The organism is Exiguobacterium sp. SH5S4 (assembly GCF_004337045.1).
In the GTDB taxonomy this organism is placed as follows: Bacteria; Bacillota; Bacilli; order Exiguobacteriales; family Exiguobacteriaceae; genus Exiguobacterium; species Exiguobacterium aurantiacum_A.
The window spans coordinates 67,932-84,773 of sequence record NZ_SJUQ01000010.1 but is presented as its reverse complement, the minus strand read 5'-3'; the positions used below and the strand labels follow the sequence as shown (position 1 = coordinate 84,773).

The following is a 16,842-nucleotide window of genomic DNA, read 5'->3' as shown; positions in this document are numbered from 1 at the left end:
CGTCCATCATACGCAGCGCACTCAGTTTTTGTTCGATCGAATGTCGACTTCTCGCCATAAAAAAACACTCCCCAATCAGATAAACAGATTTGTTATTTCATCTGTCTACCTATTGGGGAGCATATCAATTGGATGCGCGGGTGTCTGGCGTTATTTTTTGTCGGCGTGCATGACACCGGCTTGACCGTAGTTCGTCGCGTCCATCTCTTCGATGAAGACGGTGATGTTTTCTTTCGGTGCGTTCGTCGTCTCTGAGACGGCGTCCGTCACTTTCTCAATCAAGGCACGTTTCTGTTCAACGGTACGGCCCGGGAGCATTTTTACGGTAACGTATGGCATATCATTTCCTCCTTTTCTAGTTCTCTTCTATTTTAGAGAATCACTAGTCGAGAGGAAAGCGAAAAATCAATGGAATGCAGCTTCGATGATGTGAGGTACACTCGATTTCGACAAATTTTTGTGCACGACGCGCTCTGGTTTCGTCCGCAACTCGTCACGGAACGAGTTGGAAAGCTCGGCTTCTCCGATGACGACAAGCGCTTCCCAGTCGTGTGCACCTTTCATCTGTTCGACGGTTTGGGCGAGGTCACGGTAGAACCGACCGAGATTTTCGGCAAGTCGACGATCGAATTTATCGACTTGCGAGCTGCTCGACGCCATACGGTCACCCGAAGCCGTCCCTTCAAACCGAACCCACTCCTCGGTCTCAGGGTCGAACGCGAATTCGAACGTCGCATCGATGTGCCCGAGTGAGGTGTCGAGTACCGTCACGTGGTCGAGGTTCGTCAAAATAATACCGGTGGACGGAAATTTTTGTTGTAACGCCTCGAGTGGTTCAAGTACTGGCTTCGTTTCCCAGTGGAACGACGTCTCGACATCGTGTTGAAGGTAGTATGTTTCAAATAAATCGTTTTCTTCCGAAGCAAAAATGATTAAGCTTCGCGCCAAGTCGTTCCGATGTTTGCCGAGCTCTTGATCGACTTGCTTACGTACTTTTTTGAAGTTCTTCAGTTGCGTCTCGTCACTGGACGCCTCTAAATATTCACCGATTCGCTTCAAACCGTTCTTCAAGTGGATTGACCAGTCGCCTTGCTGGTTAGGTCCTGTATTAAGGTAGACCGATAGCACACACTTGTCCTTGCATTCAATCTGACGCAATTGTTTCAAGTCGCTTGCTAATCCCATCTTAATTCCTCCCTAAAGTAAACGTTCTATTAACCTGTTTCCTACTTGGTTAGTACTCAAACACCGAATACGATGGGAAAATGTGAAAAAGTAGGTGCGAAACGAGATGAATCCGGGTAAGTAACAAGACAGACTAGCAGTAGGAGGAACAATCGTATGAAATGGAAAGGCAGACAGGCGAGTCGGAATGTCGAAGACCGACGGGGGCGAAGTGTTGGGGGGAAAGGGATTGCGGGAATCGGAGGCGGTCTTGGCCTCATTTTAGTCATCGTCTTCACGCTTTTGAACGGGGGTAACCCGGGAGACATCGTCAACAATATCGGAATCGGTGAGCCGCAGTCTTCTGAGACGTATCAAGGCTCGGCGCGGGAAGAAGAGATGGCGGACTTTGTCTCGGTTGTCCTGCGTGACACCGAAGAAGTGTGGACCGACATCTTTGCCGAGAACGGGTTGACGTATCGGGAACCGACGCTCGTCCTCTACTCAGGACAAGTCGAGTCGGCATGTGGGATTGCTGGCTCTGCGGTCGGACCGTTTTATTGCCCAGGTGATCAGAAACTGTACATCGATTTGAGTTTCTATGACGAACTCAGTCAGCGCTTCAACGCGCCGGGTGACTTCGCGATGGCGTACGTCGTCGCCCATGAGGTCGGACACCACGTGCAGACGTTGCTCGGTACGACCGACGAGATCATGCCGCTTCGCAACGACATGAGCGAGACCGAGTTCAACACGTACTTGGTACGGTTCGAACTTCAAGCCGACTACTATGCCGGTGTTTGGGCGCATCACGCCCAAGGCATGGGTTATTTAGAGGCGGGTGATGTCGAAGAGGCGATGAACGCGGCGCATCAAATCGGTGACGATACGCTACAAAAACAAGCGCGTGGCTACGTCACGCCGGACTCGTTCACGCACGGGACGTCGGAACAGCGGAAACGGTGGTTTGATAAAGGTTTTCAAAATGGAACAATCCAAGGCGGCGACACGTTCAATACAAAAAACTTGTAAGTCTCACCTACAGGTTGAGCGCGAGCTCAGCCTTTTTCGTGTCCAAGTTGGAATGTAGGGAAAGAATCCGCTATCATTAAATACAGCAACTAGTAGCAGGAAGGGGATGACCTGATGGAATCCTTACTGAAAAAAATCGAGCTCGCCCAAGGCGAGATGACGTCCGTCGAAAAGAAAATCGCGGACTACATCTTGACCCATTCGACGCTCGTCCCGAATATGACGACGAAAGAACTCGCCCAAAAGACCGACGTGTCAGAGGCGAGCATCGTCCGCTTCGCGCGCGTCGTCGGGATCGACAGCTTCAAATCGTTCAAGCTCGCCCTCGTCAAAGACTTGGCGATCACAGAGACGATGCTGACTGACTTTAACGTCCTCCAACAGAAGGACACGCCGTACGACTCGTTCCAAAAAGTCATCCACGTGAACAAGATGGCCATCGAGGCATGTGCCGAGGCGATGGACAAACGCGAACTCGAACACGCGATCGATACGTTCGCTCGCGCGAACCGGGTCATCTTCTACGGAGTCGGCGGGTCATCGACGGCCGCCTATGACGCGCAGTACAAGTTCACGAAACTCGGCTACGCCGCTCTGACGTCGCAAGACTTTCACTACATGCTGTCGCTCATCCCGCATCTCGGGCCGACCGACGTCTTCGTCGCGATCAGCACGTCGGGCCGGACGAAAGACGTGCTCGAGCTCGTCCGGTTCGCCAAGAAAAAAGGCGTCACCGTTGTCGCCATCACCGACCTCGACAAGTCGCCGCTTTACCGCGAGGCGGACGTCCGTCTGTGCACACCGACTGTCGAACGAGATTACCGAATCGCGAGCATCGCCTCACGGATGACACAATTGACGATTATCGACACGCTCTACATGGGTCTGTTGCACCGAAAAGGCGAAGGGCTGATCGATCGTTACGCCGAGGCGCGCGACGAGATGGTGAAGCTGCGCCGATGATTCGCCGATATGAAGCGTCAGACCGCGAACGAGTGGCAGCTTTCCTCATGACACAACAAGCGTTCGCCGCATTGAACGCTCAGACGCTCGAAGTGTTCCGCGATGAGAATTTGGCTGACTTCGAGGAGACAGGTACGGTCAGCCTCGTCGTGGAGGACGACGGGGCGATCGTGGCGATGGCGGATTTGTTGAGGCGTCACCCGATCGACGGCTCACTTTGGCTCGGCCTGCTCCTCGTCGACGAACAACTTCACGGCACCGGTCTCGCCCAGAAGGTATACGATCAACTCGAGCGGGACCACATGCGTCCGTTCCAGACGACGTTCCGGCTCGGTGTGCTCCCGAAGAACGTGCGGGCCCGTCGTTTTTGGGAGCGGCAAGGCTACGTGTATGAGCAAGACTCGGTCACGGGGGATGGTGTCCACGTCCATGTGTTGAAAAAAGACATCGAATGAAGCGAACTCGGTCCTCAAACGGCCGAGTTTTTTTGTTGGCACTCGAGTTGAGTGTTTATGAAATTATAATTCTTTATTTTTTTAAATAAATTTGACTTTTAATTTCAAATTAGTACAATAAAACTAGAGAGAAGAAAGGATGGTGGCGATGTTAGACAAATTGGCTACGGAACGACGGAACGAACGGACGATGCGCCTAGACGACATGACGGTTGAGGAACTGCTCGGCGTGATGAATGAAGAGGACCAGTCGGTGCCTCACGTGATCAAGCAACAGCTTCCGGTCATCGCACAAGTCGTAGAACGAGCGATCACATCGTTTAAACGAGGCGGACGCTTGATCTATATCGGTGCGGGGACGAGTGGACGACTCGGTATTTTAGATGCGGCAGAATGTGTCCCGACGTTCGGCGTGGCAGCGGACATGGTCGTCGGCTTGATTGCCGGGGGTGAACGCGCGCTCGTCAAAGCGGTCGAGGGAGCAGAAGATAGCATGGATTTGGCAATCAACGATTTGAAAGCGCTTCACTTGAGTCCGGACGATACGGTCGTCGGCATCGCCGCGAGCGGCAGGACTCCGTATGTCATCGGCGGACTCGATTACGCGCGTGAAGTCGGTGCGACGACGGCGGCGCTATCCTGCAACAAAGGCTCGAAAATCAGCGACCACGCCGAGTTCAAAATCGAAGTCGAGACGGGACCGGAAGTATTGACCGGATCGACGCGCTTGAAGGCGGGGACGGCCCAGAAACTCGTCCTCAACATGATTTCGACGGCGTCGATGATTGGAGTGGGCAAAGTGTATCAAAACTTGATGGTCGACGTGCAGCCGACGAACGAGAAATTGGAAGTTCGGGCCAAACGGATGATTGCGGAAGCGACAGGGGTCGACGAACAGACGGCCGCGCGTTATTTCGCTTCATCGAACGGCCACGTCAAGACGGCGATCGTCATGATTTTAGCCGACGTCTCTTATGCGGAGGCAGTCGAACGATTACAGCGCGCGAACGGATTCGTCCGCGACGCGATTTAAGGGGGATTACGAGATGAAGAAAGAAGAGGTGTTGGCGCAAGCCATACTCGAGCACGTCGGTGGAAAAGAGAACATCCGCCAACTCGCGCACTGTATGACACGCCTCCGGTTGGCGTTGAAAGACCCAACGAAAGTGAACATCGAGGCGTTGAAAAAAATCGACGGCGTCATGGGCGTCATCGATGACGAGACGCTGCAAATCGTCGTCGGACCGGGGACGGTCAACCGTGTCGCGGATCACTTGAGCCGTGAGACGGGGCTCGCCATCGGGGAAGAGGCAGTCGATGCGAACTTGACGCCTGACGAGCGGGCGGCCATCGAGCGTCAAAAAGTGAAAGATAAACAGAAGTCACCGTTCAAACGTTTCTTGCGTCGCTTAGGGAATATCTTCATCCCGCTCATCCCGGGACTTGTCGCTTCAGGGATCATCAACGGGGCAGCAAACTTTGCCGTCAACGCTGGTGTCGACCGGACCGAGACGTGGATGCAAATTCTGCTTGTGCTCGGGAGCACGGTCTTCGCCTATCTCGCCATCCTCGTCGGGTGGAATACGGCGAAAGAGTTCGGGGGGACGCCAGTGCTCGGAGCGATTGCCGGGGGGATTTTGTTCAACCCGTTACTCGCCGACATCGTCATCTATGGGGAAGCACTCGTCGTCGGAAGGGGTGGACTGTTCGGTGTCATCTTTGCCGCTTGGCTCATGACGTATATCGAAAAACACGTCCGCCGCTTCATGCCGGTCTCGATTGATATTATCTTTACGCCGCTGCTTACGGTGCTCGTCGTCGGCTTCACGGCGCTCTATGCGATCATGCCGGTCGCGGGCGTGTTGTCAGACGGCATCATGCAAGGACTGAATGCCGTGCTTGAAATCGGCGGACCGGTCGCAGGGGCCGTCCTCGCTGGCTTCTTCTTGCCGCTCGTCATGGTCGGCTTGCATCATGGTTTGACGCCGATTCACCTTGAGTTACTGAACACCGTTGGCAACACGGCGCTCTTGCCGATCCTTGCGATGGCAGGAGCGGGACAAGTCGGGGCCGCGCTTGCGATTTTCGTGAAGACGCGCAACCAACGTCTCCGCAACATCATCAAAGGGGCGATCCCGGTCGGATTCCTCGGCATCGGCGAACCGCTTCTTTATGGGGTCACGCTTCCGCTCGGTCGTCCGTTCTTGACGGCTTGTATGGGAGCCGCGGTCGGCGGTGCGTTCCAAGCGTCGATGCAGACGGCAGCGCTCGGGATCGGGGTCTCGGGTCTCTCGCTCACACCGCTCATCGACAATGGGATGTACTTGACGTATATTGGGGGTCTCGTCATCTCGTATACGGCTGGCTTCATCTTCACGTATTTCTTCGGTTTCAAAGAAGAGATGGCGGATGGTATTTAACAACCAAGGTGGCTCTTTCGAGTCACCTTTTTGAATAGGGAGGGCTGTTTTATATGAGAGGATTATCTGTTTACTTGAGCGAACCGCTGACAGAAGCGTTCACGGTGTGGATGAAACGCATGCGTGAGATCGGTTTCACGTCACTGTTCACATCGCTACATATCCCGGAAGACGATCCATCGGTCTACACGGAGCGGTTGCGTCGACTCGGCACGCTCGCTCGACAGCATGACATGGAACTGTTCGCCGATATCGCCCCGACTTCGCTCGCCGCGCTCGGGAAGACGTGGGACGACGCCCATACGCTCATCGACTGGGGCGTGACCGGCCTCCGCGTCGATTACGGGGTGACCCCGAAACAGGTCGCCGATTTGTCGAAACGGATGACCGTCGCCTTGAACGCGAGCACGTTGACTGCTGAAGAGCTCGACGAGATGAAACGGGAAGGGCTCATGACAGACAATGTCGAAGCATGGCACAACTTCTACCCGCGGCCAGAGACCGGGCTCGACCGGCAATGGTTTGACGAAAAAAATGACTGGCTGAAACGACAAGGGTTGAGCGTGCAGGCGTTCATCCCGGGAGATGGGACGCTCCGCGGACCGCTATACGAACGACTGCCGACGCTTGAAGACCACCGGCAGCTGTCGACGTTCGCCGCTTATTTAGAGTTGACGGGGAGCGTCGACCGCATTTTGATTGGGGACCCGGGACTAGCGGATGCGACGGTCGAACAGTTCGCGTCATACGCGGACGGGATGCTCGTCCTCCGGGCCGAGGCGTATACGACGGTCGAGGCGGCGCTCTACCGCGTCCAGACGAACCGGATGGACCCGGCGCGCGACGTCATCCGTTCCGTCGAATCACGGGCGTATAGTCGCCCCGGGGATCGCTTGCTCGAACCGGTTGCGGCGAAACAGCGACCGCTCGGCACGATCACGATTGACAACATGGATTACGGGCGCTATGCTGGCGAAATGCAAGTGACGAAGACAGACCTTCAGGCCGACAAGCGGGTCAACGTGCTCGGACGTGTCATCGAAGCGGATCGTCCGCTCCTTCGTTCGGTTGGACCCGGCACGAAGTTTCGAATCGAGTGGGGCTGACGTTCGCGATTGCCACGTTCCCTCGTCTTTGTGTACAGTAGAGGGGGAGGGAATGCCATGAAAGATATCAACTTTAATATTATCGCTGACGATGCGACGGACGGCCACGGCGGTTTTGGGGTCGGATCGCTCAGTTTGAACAATATGTCGCCCGTCATCATCGACGTCGAGGCAGGTACGGCAGTGATCGACATGGGTGCGATGCACGCCAAGTCGGCGATCGAGAAGCGGATCAAGTTTTTGACCGACCCGGAAGCGGTGCCGAACGGTAAACCGTATTGGATTGTCTGGGTGACGGTCGGACGCAAGCCGGAAGGGTTTTACTACGGCGGGATTGCGGCTTGTGACATGTCGATTGACTTGGAGGCGCGTCGCGGGTATAAATTGCTCCCGTATCACGTCAACCAAATGGACAAATCGCTCAAAGGACGGATCCTCATCGATATGATGGATGCGCCGTCACGGAGCGTGCTCGCGGAGTTTCTGCAACAGCACCGTCCGGAGATTTGGGACCAGTCGACCGAACTTCATACTGAACTCGCGCGTCTCGCTGCCGAGTAAAAAGATTGGACCGTCACGGTCTCCAATCTTTTTTGTTTTCTTTTGAAGCAACTTGGGAAAATGACCGTGTTATGGCGTGTGTTTCAAGCGGAATTGTAAGAAAATTTAGCATTATGCTATACTAAACGCACTGTGTAAAAAAGAAAGGGTGACACGATGAGTGAAACTAAGAAAATTTTGATTGGCCTCGCCTTAGGGGTCATCGTCGGTCTCGGGCTCGCCGGCCTATCCGGTAACGTCTACGACGTGATCAATACGTACATACTATCCCCAGTTGGGACAGTGTTTTTGAACTTGATTAAAATGTTAGTCGTCCCGATCGTCTTCTTCTCGATCATTCTCGGTGTCATGGGCCTAGGTGACCCGAAAGAGCTCGGGCGCGTCGGGTCGAAGGCGCTTCTATTCTTCTTGACGACGACAGCGCTCGCTATCGTACTCGCGATGGGTGTCGCGTCGGTCATCAAGCCAGGTGAACGCGGCAACTTCGAAACAGCCAATCTAGCATTTGAATCGACAACGACAGAAGAATCGTCGAACATCGTCCAGACGTTCGTCAATATGATTCCGACGAACCCGATTCAAGCGCTCGCTGAAGGGAACATGCTACAGATTATCGTCTTCGCGGCGTTGATCGGGTTTGCGATGATCGCCCTCGGCGAACGTGCCAAGACGTGGCGTCGCTTCGTGAAACAAGGGGACCGCATCATGATGCATCTCATTCACTTGGTCATGAAGCTCGCCCCATACGGTGCCTTCGCGTTGATCGCCTCGGCCATCGGCGGTATCGGGTTTGATGCTGTCGCAGCGATGGCATGGTACATGTTTGCCGTCGTCTTGACGTTGTTCTTACATGCGACCATCGTCTACGGCGGAGCGCTCATCTTGCTTGGCAAGATGAGTCCGGTCTTCTTCTTTAAAAACTTCTATGAAGCGATCACGCTCGCGTTCTCAACGTCGTCTTCAAACGCGACGCTTCCGGTGTCGATGGAACTCGCCCAAACGAAGCTCGGCGTCCCACGTTCGATCTCGTCATTCGTCCAGCCGCTCGGCGCGACAGTCAACATGGACGGAACGGCCATCATGCAAGGGGTCGCGACAATCTTCATCGCTCAAGTGTTCGCCGCTGATTTGACGATCACCGAGCTCGTGACGGTCGTCATCACGGCAGTGCTCGCCTCAATCGGGACGGCTGGTGTGCCGGGTGTCGGGCTCATCATGCTCGCACTCGTCTTACAGTCGGTCAACTTGCCGGTCGAAGGGATCGCCCTCATCATCGGGGTCGACCGTATCCTCGACATGCTCCGTACGTCCGTCAACATCACGGGTGACGCGACATGTGCGGTCGTTGTAGCGAAGCTTGAAGAGAAACACCTTCCACCTGTCGACGAAGACGCGTGGGATGAAGTCGAAGCGAAATAAAACAAAGGCTGACCTCGCGGGGTCAGCCTTTTGAAATGGGGTTTGAATGATGGAATGGGAACTGCTCCCGATCCCGCTGTTTGTCGTCATCAGCATCGTCTTAAACAGTGCCGTCGCCGTCGCTGGCGTGTTGCCGAGCGCGTTTTTGACGGCGCTGAACGTAAACATTCTCGGTTTCGGTCTCGGCGTCACTGTCTCAATCATCGGTGAGGCGGTCGGAGCGGTCATCAGTTTCGTACTGTACCGACGTGCGCTACAAACGTATACGTCACCGAACGGAAAGCGCTTCAAGCGTCTCCGCGAAGCGAGCGGGGTTGAGGCGTGGTTCCTCGTCCTCGGGATGCGACTCATGCCGTTCGTCCCGTCCGGACTCGTCACGTTATCGGCCGCGTTCAGCCGGATGACGCTCCCGTCGTTCGCCGCGGCGAGCACGATTGGGAAAATCCCGGCGCTCCTTATCGAGGCGCTCACGGTCACGGCCGTGATGCGTGTTGCGACCGGTTGGCAATTCGTGCTGATCGCGCTACTCTTGCTCATCTATCTCCTCTGGCGTACGTTTCAAAGAAGCGGCGAGAAGATATGACAGAGCGCCTCGATGAACCGTTTGCCGTTCGATTTTTTTCGGAGCATCGACCAGTCGACGAGAGTCGACTCGTCGAAGTCTTTCAAAAACGCGTCATGCAGTTGACCGATTGATGACGTCTCGAACTGGGCGATCGTCATCTCGTGATTCAAATACATGCTGCGGAAATCAAAGTTAGCCGTCCCAACGAGCGCAATCTTGCCGTCGATGAGGACGGTTTTTGCATGGATGAAATGGCGATTGTATTTATAAATGCGGATGTTACGTTTCAGCAGCTGCTCGAAATAATATTCGGTCGCATGGAAACTGAACCATTCGTCGCCTTGTCCTGGGACGACGATGCGAACGTCGATGCCGCTCTTACCCGCGACTTCTAGCACGGCGAGCAGTTCGGGCGGCGGAATCAAGTAAGGGGTCGTGATCCAGATCGATTCTTTCGCTTCCATCAACAGACGCATCAGCCCGTCCCGGATCGTGACGTCCTTACCGGGAGACGTCACGAGTAGTTGTGTCGCCCCGTTCGCGTCTTGCGGTTCGTTAATGAAATATTCTGGAAGGTGTTTAGCGTCGGCGAACAAGTCCCACGTCTCGCTATCTTCTTCGTGTCCGGCATAAAGCCAATTCTCGATGAACAGACGCTGAAGCTCCCGGACGAGCGGTCCTTCGACACGCAAATGCGTATCTCGCCAAAAACCGAGCTTCTTATGTCTGCCGAGATATTCATCGCCGACATTAAGCCCACCGGTGTAGGCGATTCGTCCGTCGAGCACGATGAGTTTTTGATGGTTTCGGAAGTTGGCGTTAAAGACGAGCAGCGGATGTACGACCGGATCGAACGCTTCGACGTGCACCCGCGACTCGCGGAGAGGCTCTAGGAAATCTTCACTGATCTCTTGGCTGCCTAGACCGTCATAAAGAAAGCGGACGGTGATGTTTTCATTGGATCTTTTGATTAAGGCGTCGCGAATCTTCAGGGAGATCTCATCGGTCCGGAACAAATAATATTGGACGTGGATATGGTGCGTCGCTTGCTCGATATCTTTGAGCACGGCGTCGTACTTTTCATCTCCGTTGACGAGCAGTTTCGTCGCCGTATGGCCGTCGGCACCGGTCGCACCCATTTTCTCGAGCGCTCTCGTGAGAGGGAATCGGTCGGATACGTCATTCGTCGTCTCGACGCGGTCGGCTTCGATCGCTTGCCGGAACATCCGAATCTCAGACGAAGTTCGTTTGATTCGGCGGTGGCGTTTCGGTGTCCGGCCGAATAGCACCCAGGCGAGGGCGCCGAGAAACGGGATGAATAAGACGGTGAGCAGCCAGGCGAGCTTCGCTTGCGGCTGAACTTGGTCAAACAAAATATTCCAACCGACGATGAGCGGCGCGAGGATGCCGACACCGATCAAAAACGGGATCAATCCATCGATCGAGTAAAGCGATAGCAGAAGGAAGATGCCGAGGACGAACATTCCGATTAGTTGTAAGACACGTCGTTTCAAAAGGTACACCTTCTTTCTGTTCAGTTGTCATCATTAAATTGATTCCACCAATCAGACAGTTTTAATCTAATTAAGCGAGAATTCTCCCACCTCTAAGCGTCTGGGGCGAAGCCCAGCGTAGGTGGGAGATGAATCGCTTGCGAAGCAAATAAGTGGTGAGTAGTTCACTCTAAAAAGACGTTTGATTGGATAAGCCAAGGGAATAAACCGTATTATACGGCAGAACTTTCAAAAAGGGGTGTGTTTGATGAAAAGAAAAGGTACATTGGCCGCGTCGCTTCTCGCGACAGGCATCATTCTCGGCGCTTGCGGGGGAGCGGACGAGGAACCGATGAACAACGATGACACGGAAATGCAAGAAGACGATATGAATGAAGATACAGAAGAAGATGACTATTGAAACAAAGGCCTAGAGCACGCGCTCTAGGCCTTGTTTTCATAGCGCGTATGGAGACGGTTTTCCGAAGAAATAACCTTGGGCGAGATCATAACCGAGTTCGCGACAGACGTCGACCTCTTCGGCGCGTTCGATCCCTTCGGCGAGGATGGTGATACCCATCGAGCGCGTCAATTGACGCACATTCTTCAAGAACGTACGTTTCTCGGCATCTTGGTCACAGAACGAAATATACGACCGATCGATTTTGACGTAATCGGGCTCGAGCCGCTGTAACATATCGAGCGTCGAGAAGCCGGCGCCGACATCGTCGAGCGCGACTTTCATGCCGCGTTTCTTATATGTGGCGAACACGTGCTGCAAATGAGCGACGTCCTGGACTTGCTCCGTCTCGACGACTTCAAAGATGAAGCGGTCGGCACTGAGCCCGTAGTGGTCGATGACTTCGAACGTGTGTTGCAGGCAGTAGTCAGGATTGTAGATCGTCGACGGCAAGAAGTTGATGAACGTCTTCTCGTGAGGTGCGACGGCGTGATACGTCGCTTTGATCGCCTCGGACCGGGCGCGTTGGTCGAGCTTCGAATGAAGTCCGAACCGGTTGGCGGCGCGGAACAGCTCCCCAGGCGAGATATTGTTCGGGCTGCGAAGGAGCGCCTCGTAACCGAACCGCTCACCTGTGTCGAGATGGATGATCGGTTGCAAGTGACTTTCGAACTCCCCGTGTTGGATCAGCTCGATCGTGTCACGGTTGGCGATCTGTTCGAGCAAATCGACTGCTGGTAGAATCGGCGTTTGCTGTTTCGTGGCAGGGTTGACACAATATACATTGTCCTCGACCGAAGATAGTTTAGTCTTGAGTTCATCAAATGATTCGTATGGCTGAGGTTGGTCGTTGACGACCAACAAGCCCCGTTCAAAGAGCGGGATTGTCGTGGAGCAGGCCACGCAAGGAGACCACATAGGATCCCTCCTTTACTGTTATAAAATACATCTATATCCAGTTTATCGGCTAAACCACATGGAAAAATCACACATCTGGACGAATAAATAAAAAAATCGTGCAAAATGCGGACAGTTTTTGTATACTTCCTATCGTATGAATAAGAAGCGCCTCAAAACGCCACTCGCATACGAACAACTTTTTGAACAGAAAGGGGTTCTATCGATGGACCAAAAATTAAAGTTATGGTTTACGGAGCACCAGACAGAAGATTACGGGATCACGTTCCGGGTTAACCACGTTTATGAGAGCGAACAAACGGAGTTTCAACGACTAGAGATGGTCGAAACGGACGAGTTCGGTACAATGTTGTTGCTTGACGGAATGGTCATGACGACGGATAAAGACGAATTCGTCTATCACGAGATGGTGGCGCACGTGCCACTGTTCACGCACCCTAACCCGAAACACGTTCTCGTGGTCGGCGGCGGCGACGGTGGAGTTATCCGTGAGATTATGAAACACCCAACAGTCGAGAAAGCGGTTCTTGTCGACATCGACGGGAAAGTGATCGAATATTCGAAGAAATACTTGCCAAATATTGCGGGTGAGCTTGACAATCCGCGCGTCGAAGTCATCGTCGGCGACGGCTTCATGCACATCGCGAAATCTGAAAACGAGTACGACGTCATCATGGTCGATTCGACTGAACCGGTCGGACCGGCAGCGAACTTGTTCACGAAAGGGTTCTATGCGGGAATCTCGAAAGCACTCAAAGACGATGGAATTTTTGTCGCGCAGTCGGATAACCCGTGGTTCACACCAGAACTCATCCAAACGGTACAGCGTGACGTGAAAGAGATCTTCCCAATCACGAAGCTGTACACAGCCAACGTACCGACGTATCCGAGCGGCTTATGGACGTTCACGATCGGCTCGAAGAAGTACGACCCGCTTCAAGTACCGGCTGAGCGGTTCCACGACATCGAGACGAAATACTATACGCCAGCGCTTCACTCGGCGGCGTTCGTACTTCCTAAATTCGTGGAGGACTTGACGAAATGATCAAACGATTCGATGAAGCCTACTCAGGAAAAGTGTTTATCGCGAGCCTGCCGGAAGTGACGGATGCGAAGACGGTCCTTTACGGCATGCCGATGGACTGGACGGTCAGTTTCCGTCCGGGCTCACGTTTCGGTCCGAACCGCATCCGTGAAGTGTCGATCGGACTTGAAGAATACAGCCCGTACCTTGACGGGGACTTGAACGAAGCGGCCGTCTATGACGCAGGGGACATCCCGCTTCCGTTCGGCAACGCCCAAAAATCGCTCGACATGATCGAGTCGTTCGTCAAAGACGTCATCAAGGAAGGAAAGTTCCCGCTCGGTATGGGCGGCGAACACCTCGTCACGTGGCCGGTCATCAAAGCGATGCATGACGCGTACGGGGCCGACTTCGTCATCTTGCACATCGACGCGCACACCGACCTTCGTGACGATTACGAAGGCGAGCCGCTCTCGCACTCGACACCGCTCAAAAAAGCGGCCAACTTGATTGGACCGTCGAACTGCTACTCGTTCGGGATTCGTTCGGGGATGAAAGAAGAGTTCGACTGGGCAAAAGAAGTCGGCTACAACTTGTACAAATATGAAGTACTCGAACCGCTCAAGCGCGTCTTGCCGACGCTCGCCGGCAAAAAAGTGTACGTCACAATCGACATCGACGTCCTTGACCCGTCGGCAGCACCGGGAACCGGCACGCAAGAGATCGGCGGCATCACGACGAAAGAGTTGCTCGAGTCGGTCCATGCCATCGCCAATGCTGACCTTGATATCATCGGTGCCGACCTCGTCGAAGTGTCACCGGCGTATGATCAGTCAGACATGACGGCGATTGCCGCCGCGAAGATCCTTCGCGAGATGATGATCGGATTCGTGAAGTAACGATGAAAAAAAAAGGTCAGCTCGAGATGGAACTGAGCGCCCGGATCACCCAATGGGAGAAAGAGTATCTCGGGCGCGGTTCATTAACGTGTAAGAGTGACCTGCTCCGCGATTTGGCCATCGTGACGCTGCAAGGCGTCTTGACCCCGGCCGAGTATGAACTCGCCGCGAAGTCGAGTGGTCGCGATCAGTTAAAGAAATACCGCAACAACCTAGTCGAATCCGGCCGGGTCCAACTCGAGACAATCATTCATGACGTACTCGGGAGACGGCTCGTGTCGCTCCATACGGACATCAGCACGAAGACAGGCGAACGCCTCATCGTCTTTCGGTTGGATGCACCGTGGGACGATGTGATTGACAAGGCGTAACGACATTTTTACACTAGAAGCAGAGACGCGTCAGGATTGGTGGAGAATGCCTACGGGAACTTTCCACCGCCGTCCTGAAACGGAGCTGTCAAAAACTACCCCGACAGTTGTCGGCTAGACGGAACGACCGTGTTCGAGCCGTCGGCATGCAGCGCACACCTTTCTTTGGTGTGCGCTTTTGTCGTCTAGGAGGAAACAATGGAACTATTGACGTTTTTATTGACGAGCGCCCCGGTGCTCCTGTTCGTGACGGGCGTGATTGCCGCCCTCGGAAAGTCGAATTTAAGAATCCCCGAATCGCTCAGTGTGACGCTTAACATTTATCTGCTGCTCGCCATCGGGTTAAAAGGCGGCATGGGACTCGCCGCTGTCTCGCTTGACGAGCTTGCGGCACCGCTCGCCGTGACGCTCGTCCTCGGGATGGTTTTACCGCTCGTCGCCTTTGGGCTCGGTCGTCTGCTCAAGTTCAGCTTTCACGAACGGATCGCCATGGCGGCGACGTTCGGTTCGGTCTCGCTTGTGACGTATGTCGCTGCGACCGCCCAGCTCGAGCGGCTCGGTATCAGCTATGAACCGTTCATGACGACGCTCGTCGTCGTCCTCGAGATTCCCGGTCTCGTCGTCGCGCTCTTACTGTACAACCAGACGCGTGTGCTCGGCATCACGGCCGCCCCGAGCCAGTCGTTCACCGTCATCCGGGACAGTATGCTCTCAAAGAGCATCCTCTTGCTCATCGCCGGCCTTGTCGTCGGATTCGTCACGCCGGACACGTCGGCGCTGACACCATTCTTCGTCGACTTGTTCCCGGGCGTCTTACTCTTATTCTTACTGAGCCTTGGGGTCAAGGTCGGCCATCAGCTGAAAGACGTCCCGGCCTACGGCATGAAGTTTTTAATTGTCGGGACGATGTTCCCGCTCATCGGGGCCATTGTCGGCTACTTTGCAGCCGGACTGGCCGGTTTGTCTGACGGGGGTACGATCTTGCTCATGACGCTCGCTGCGAGCGGCTCTTACATCGCGGCGCCGGCGATGCTCCAGGCGTCCGTCCCGGAAGCCGAGCCGTCGTTTTATTTGACGCTCGCCCTCGCCGTCACGTTCCCGTTCAATTTGCTCGTCGGTATCCCGCTGTTCATCACGATCGTCACATGACAAAAGCGCCGTCTCATCGAGAGACGGCGCTTTTGTCATGTGATGACTTGCTGTTGTTCCATACATTTCAAAGCGGCGGTCCAGCTGCCGAACAAGGCGTTGATTGTCGACGTGCTCGGCACGTTTCGTCCTTCGGCCCATTTGCGGTAGTGAAGGATGCTGAAATGGTTTAATTCATCTTTAGCAACCCGGAGCGCCTCGATGACGTCTTCTTCGTCCCATTTTCGTTTCGGTGGGGCAATATCGAGGACGAACAAGGCGTAGCTCCAGGAACCGTACTTCCGGGCAATCGTCGCCACGGTCGGATATCCCTTCTCCTGCGCCCAGACAGCGTAGTGCTGTGAAGTGAGACGTGTCAGTTCGGCGGACGCCTCGATGAGTGCTTGAATGATGCGCTCCTCGTTATTGCGGGCCGTCGTCGTCTGCAACTTCGCTTCGCGCAGTGCGTTTGACCACGAGCCGAACCGGCTGCTGATCAGGGTGAGCGATGGGGCTTGTGCGACTTTGGCCCACTCCCGATACGTTTGGCTCGTAAAGATGTCGAGCTCTTCGGCAGCCTCGTTTAATGCGGTTAAAATATCTTCGTCCGAATAATAGCGGTACATCATTTTGATTTCAGCGGCTTGAACGGCTTCGCGCCAGGAACCGAATTTGTAAATCACGGTCGAGAGGGAAGGGACGTCTTTGCTGCGGGCCCAGAGTGTGTATTGTTTCGTATCGAATTCTTTGAGTTCATTCGCTGCTTGTTGTAGGCATGAGATGATTTGCTGCTCTGTCCATCTTTTCATCGTGATGTCTCTCCTTTTTAGAAGCACTTGATTGCTTCAAAGGTCATGGTGTGGT

The 16,842-nt window shown here is 54.3% G+C and carries 19 protein-coding genes; 14 read left to right on the top strand and 5 right to left on the bottom strand.

What is annotated here, in order from left to right:
* Nucleotides 1–150: 150 nt before the first annotated feature.
* Together EVJ32_RS07705 and EVJ32_RS07700 are read right to left on the bottom strand one after the other, a co-directional pair.
* Nucleotides 151–339 carry a 2-hydroxymuconate tautomerase gene (locus tag EVJ32_RS07705; protein ID WP_070328254.1) on the bottom strand — a complete coding sequence of 63 codons (189 nt, stop codon included), beginning with the start codon at nt 337–339 and terminating at the stop codon, nt 151–153.
* Nucleotides 340–405: 66 nt separating this feature from the next.
* On the bottom strand, nt 406–1,185 hold the full coding sequence (locus EVJ32_RS07700; RefSeq protein ID WP_131457764.1) for a VLRF1 family aeRF1-type release factor: 780 nt from the start codon (nt 1,183–1,185) through the stop codon (nt 406–408).
* Between the two features lie 156 nt (nt 1,186–1,341).
* Here EVJ32_RS07700 and ypfJ point away from each other — a divergent pair, with 156 nt between their 5' ends.
* The 9 genes from ypfJ to EVJ32_RS07655 all read left to right on the top strand — a co-directional run bounded on the left by ypfJ (nt 1,342) and on the right by EVJ32_RS07655 (nt 9,703).
* The gene (ypfJ, locus tag EVJ32_RS07695; RefSeq protein WP_131457763.1) at nt 1,342–2,196 is read left to right on the top strand and encodes a KPN_02809 family neutral zinc metallopeptidase; all 855 of its coding nucleotides are present in this window, start codon (nt 1,342–1,344) and stop codon (nt 2,194–2,196) included.
* 114 nt (nt 2,197–2,310) lie between these two features.
* Nucleotides 2,311–3,159, top strand: a complete 849-nt coding sequence (locus tag EVJ32_RS07690) for a MurR/RpiR family transcriptional regulator (protein ID WP_070328251.1) — start codon at nt 2,311–2,313, stop codon at nt 3,157–3,159.
* Complete coding sequence (locus tag EVJ32_RS07685; RefSeq protein ID WP_131457762.1) at nt 3,156–3,614, top strand: GNAT family N-acetyltransferase; 459 nt, start codon at nt 3,156–3,158, stop codon at nt 3,612–3,614. Before EVJ32_RS07690 ends, EVJ32_RS07685 begins: the two co-directional genes overlap by 4 nt.
* 139 nt (nt 3,615–3,753) lie before the next feature.
* Nucleotides 3,754–4,647 (top strand): N-acetylmuramic acid 6-phosphate etherase, encoded by an 894-nt coding sequence (murQ, locus tag EVJ32_RS07680; protein ID WP_131457761.1) that lies wholly within the window; start codon nt 3,754–3,756, stop codon nt 4,645–4,647.
* 13 nt (nt 4,648–4,660) lie between these two features.
* A complete protein-coding gene (locus EVJ32_RS07675; protein WP_131457760.1) occupies nt 4,661–6,034 on the top strand; it encodes a PTS transporter subunit EIIC in 1,374 nt (457 codons plus the stop codon).
* A gap of 53 nt (nt 6,035–6,087) precedes the next feature.
* Nucleotides 6,088–7,140 carry a DUF871 domain-containing protein gene (locus tag EVJ32_RS07670; RefSeq protein ID WP_131457759.1) on the top strand — a complete coding sequence of 351 codons (1,053 nt, stop codon included), beginning with the start codon at nt 6,088–6,090 and terminating at the stop codon, nt 7,138–7,140.
* 57 nt (nt 7,141–7,197) lie between these two features.
* Entirely contained in the window at nt 7,198–7,701 is a 504-nt protein-coding gene (locus EVJ32_RS07665; protein ID WP_070328246.1) for a YwhD family protein, read from the top strand.
* Between the two features lie 156 nt (nt 7,702–7,857).
* A complete protein-coding gene (locus EVJ32_RS07660) occupies nt 7,858–9,120 on the top strand; it encodes a dicarboxylate/amino acid:cation symporter (RefSeq protein ID WP_131457758.1) in 1,263 nt (420 codons plus the stop codon).
* Between the two features lie 49 nt (nt 9,121–9,169).
* Nucleotides 9,170–9,703, top strand: a complete 534-nt coding sequence (locus EVJ32_RS07655) for a TVP38/TMEM64 family protein (RefSeq protein WP_236634096.1) — start codon at nt 9,170–9,172, stop codon at nt 9,701–9,703.
* On the opposite strand, the gene cls is transcribed toward EVJ32_RS07655, so the two are convergent.
* Complete coding sequence (gene cls / locus EVJ32_RS07650) at nt 9,679–11,208, bottom strand: cardiolipin synthase (protein ID WP_131457756.1); 1,530 nt, start codon at nt 11,206–11,208, stop codon at nt 9,679–9,681. The two genes, EVJ32_RS07655 and cls, sit on opposite strands and share 25 nt — an antisense overlap.
* A 238-nt stretch (nt 11,209–11,446) precedes the next feature.
* On the opposite strand from cls, the gene EVJ32_RS16200 reads away from it, so the two are divergent.
* Nucleotides 11,447–11,599: a hypothetical protein gene (locus EVJ32_RS16200; protein ID WP_161566971.1), complete on the top strand. Its 153-nt coding sequence runs from the start codon at nt 11,447–11,449 to the stop codon at nt 11,597–11,599.
* Nucleotides 11,600–11,635: 36 nt separating this feature from the next.
* On the opposite strand, the gene EVJ32_RS07645 is transcribed toward EVJ32_RS16200, so the two are convergent.
* Nucleotides 11,636–12,556 (bottom strand): EAL domain-containing protein, encoded by a 921-nt coding sequence (locus tag EVJ32_RS07645; RefSeq protein ID WP_201738335.1) that lies wholly within the window; start codon nt 12,554–12,556, stop codon nt 11,636–11,638.
* Between the two features lie 205 nt (nt 12,557–12,761).
* Here EVJ32_RS07645 and speE point away from each other — a divergent pair, with 205 nt between their 5' ends.
* From speE to EVJ32_RS07625, 4 genes are all read left to right on the top strand, one after another.
* Nucleotides 12,762–13,601, top strand: a complete 840-nt coding sequence (gene speE / locus EVJ32_RS07640) for a spermidine synthase (RefSeq protein ID WP_070328241.1) — start codon at nt 12,762–12,764, stop codon at nt 13,599–13,601.
* Complete coding sequence (speB, locus tag EVJ32_RS07635; protein WP_131457755.1) at nt 13,598–14,479, top strand: agmatinase; 882 nt, start codon at nt 13,598–13,600, stop codon at nt 14,477–14,479. The genes speE and speB overlap by 4 nt, the downstream gene beginning before the upstream one ends.
* Nucleotides 14,480–14,481: 2 nt before the next feature.
* On the top strand, nt 14,482–14,850 hold the full coding sequence (locus tag EVJ32_RS07630) for a Na-translocating system protein MpsC family protein (protein ID WP_131457754.1): 369 nt from the start codon (nt 14,482–14,484) through the stop codon (nt 14,848–14,850).
* A 198-nt stretch (nt 14,851–15,048) separates the two neighbouring features.
* The gene (locus tag EVJ32_RS07625; RefSeq protein ID WP_131457753.1) at nt 15,049–15,999 is read left to right on the top strand and encodes a sodium-dependent bicarbonate transport family permease; all 951 of its coding nucleotides are present in this window, start codon (nt 15,049–15,051) and stop codon (nt 15,997–15,999) included.
* A 35-nt stretch (nt 16,000–16,034) separates the two neighbouring features.
* On the opposite strand, the gene EVJ32_RS07620 is transcribed toward EVJ32_RS07625, so the two are convergent.
* On the bottom strand, nt 16,035–16,787 hold the full coding sequence (locus tag EVJ32_RS07620; RefSeq protein WP_131457752.1) for a homing endonuclease associated repeat-containing protein: 753 nt from the start codon (nt 16,785–16,787) through the stop codon (nt 16,035–16,037).
* Between the last annotated feature and the right edge of the window lie 55 nt (nt 16,788–16,842).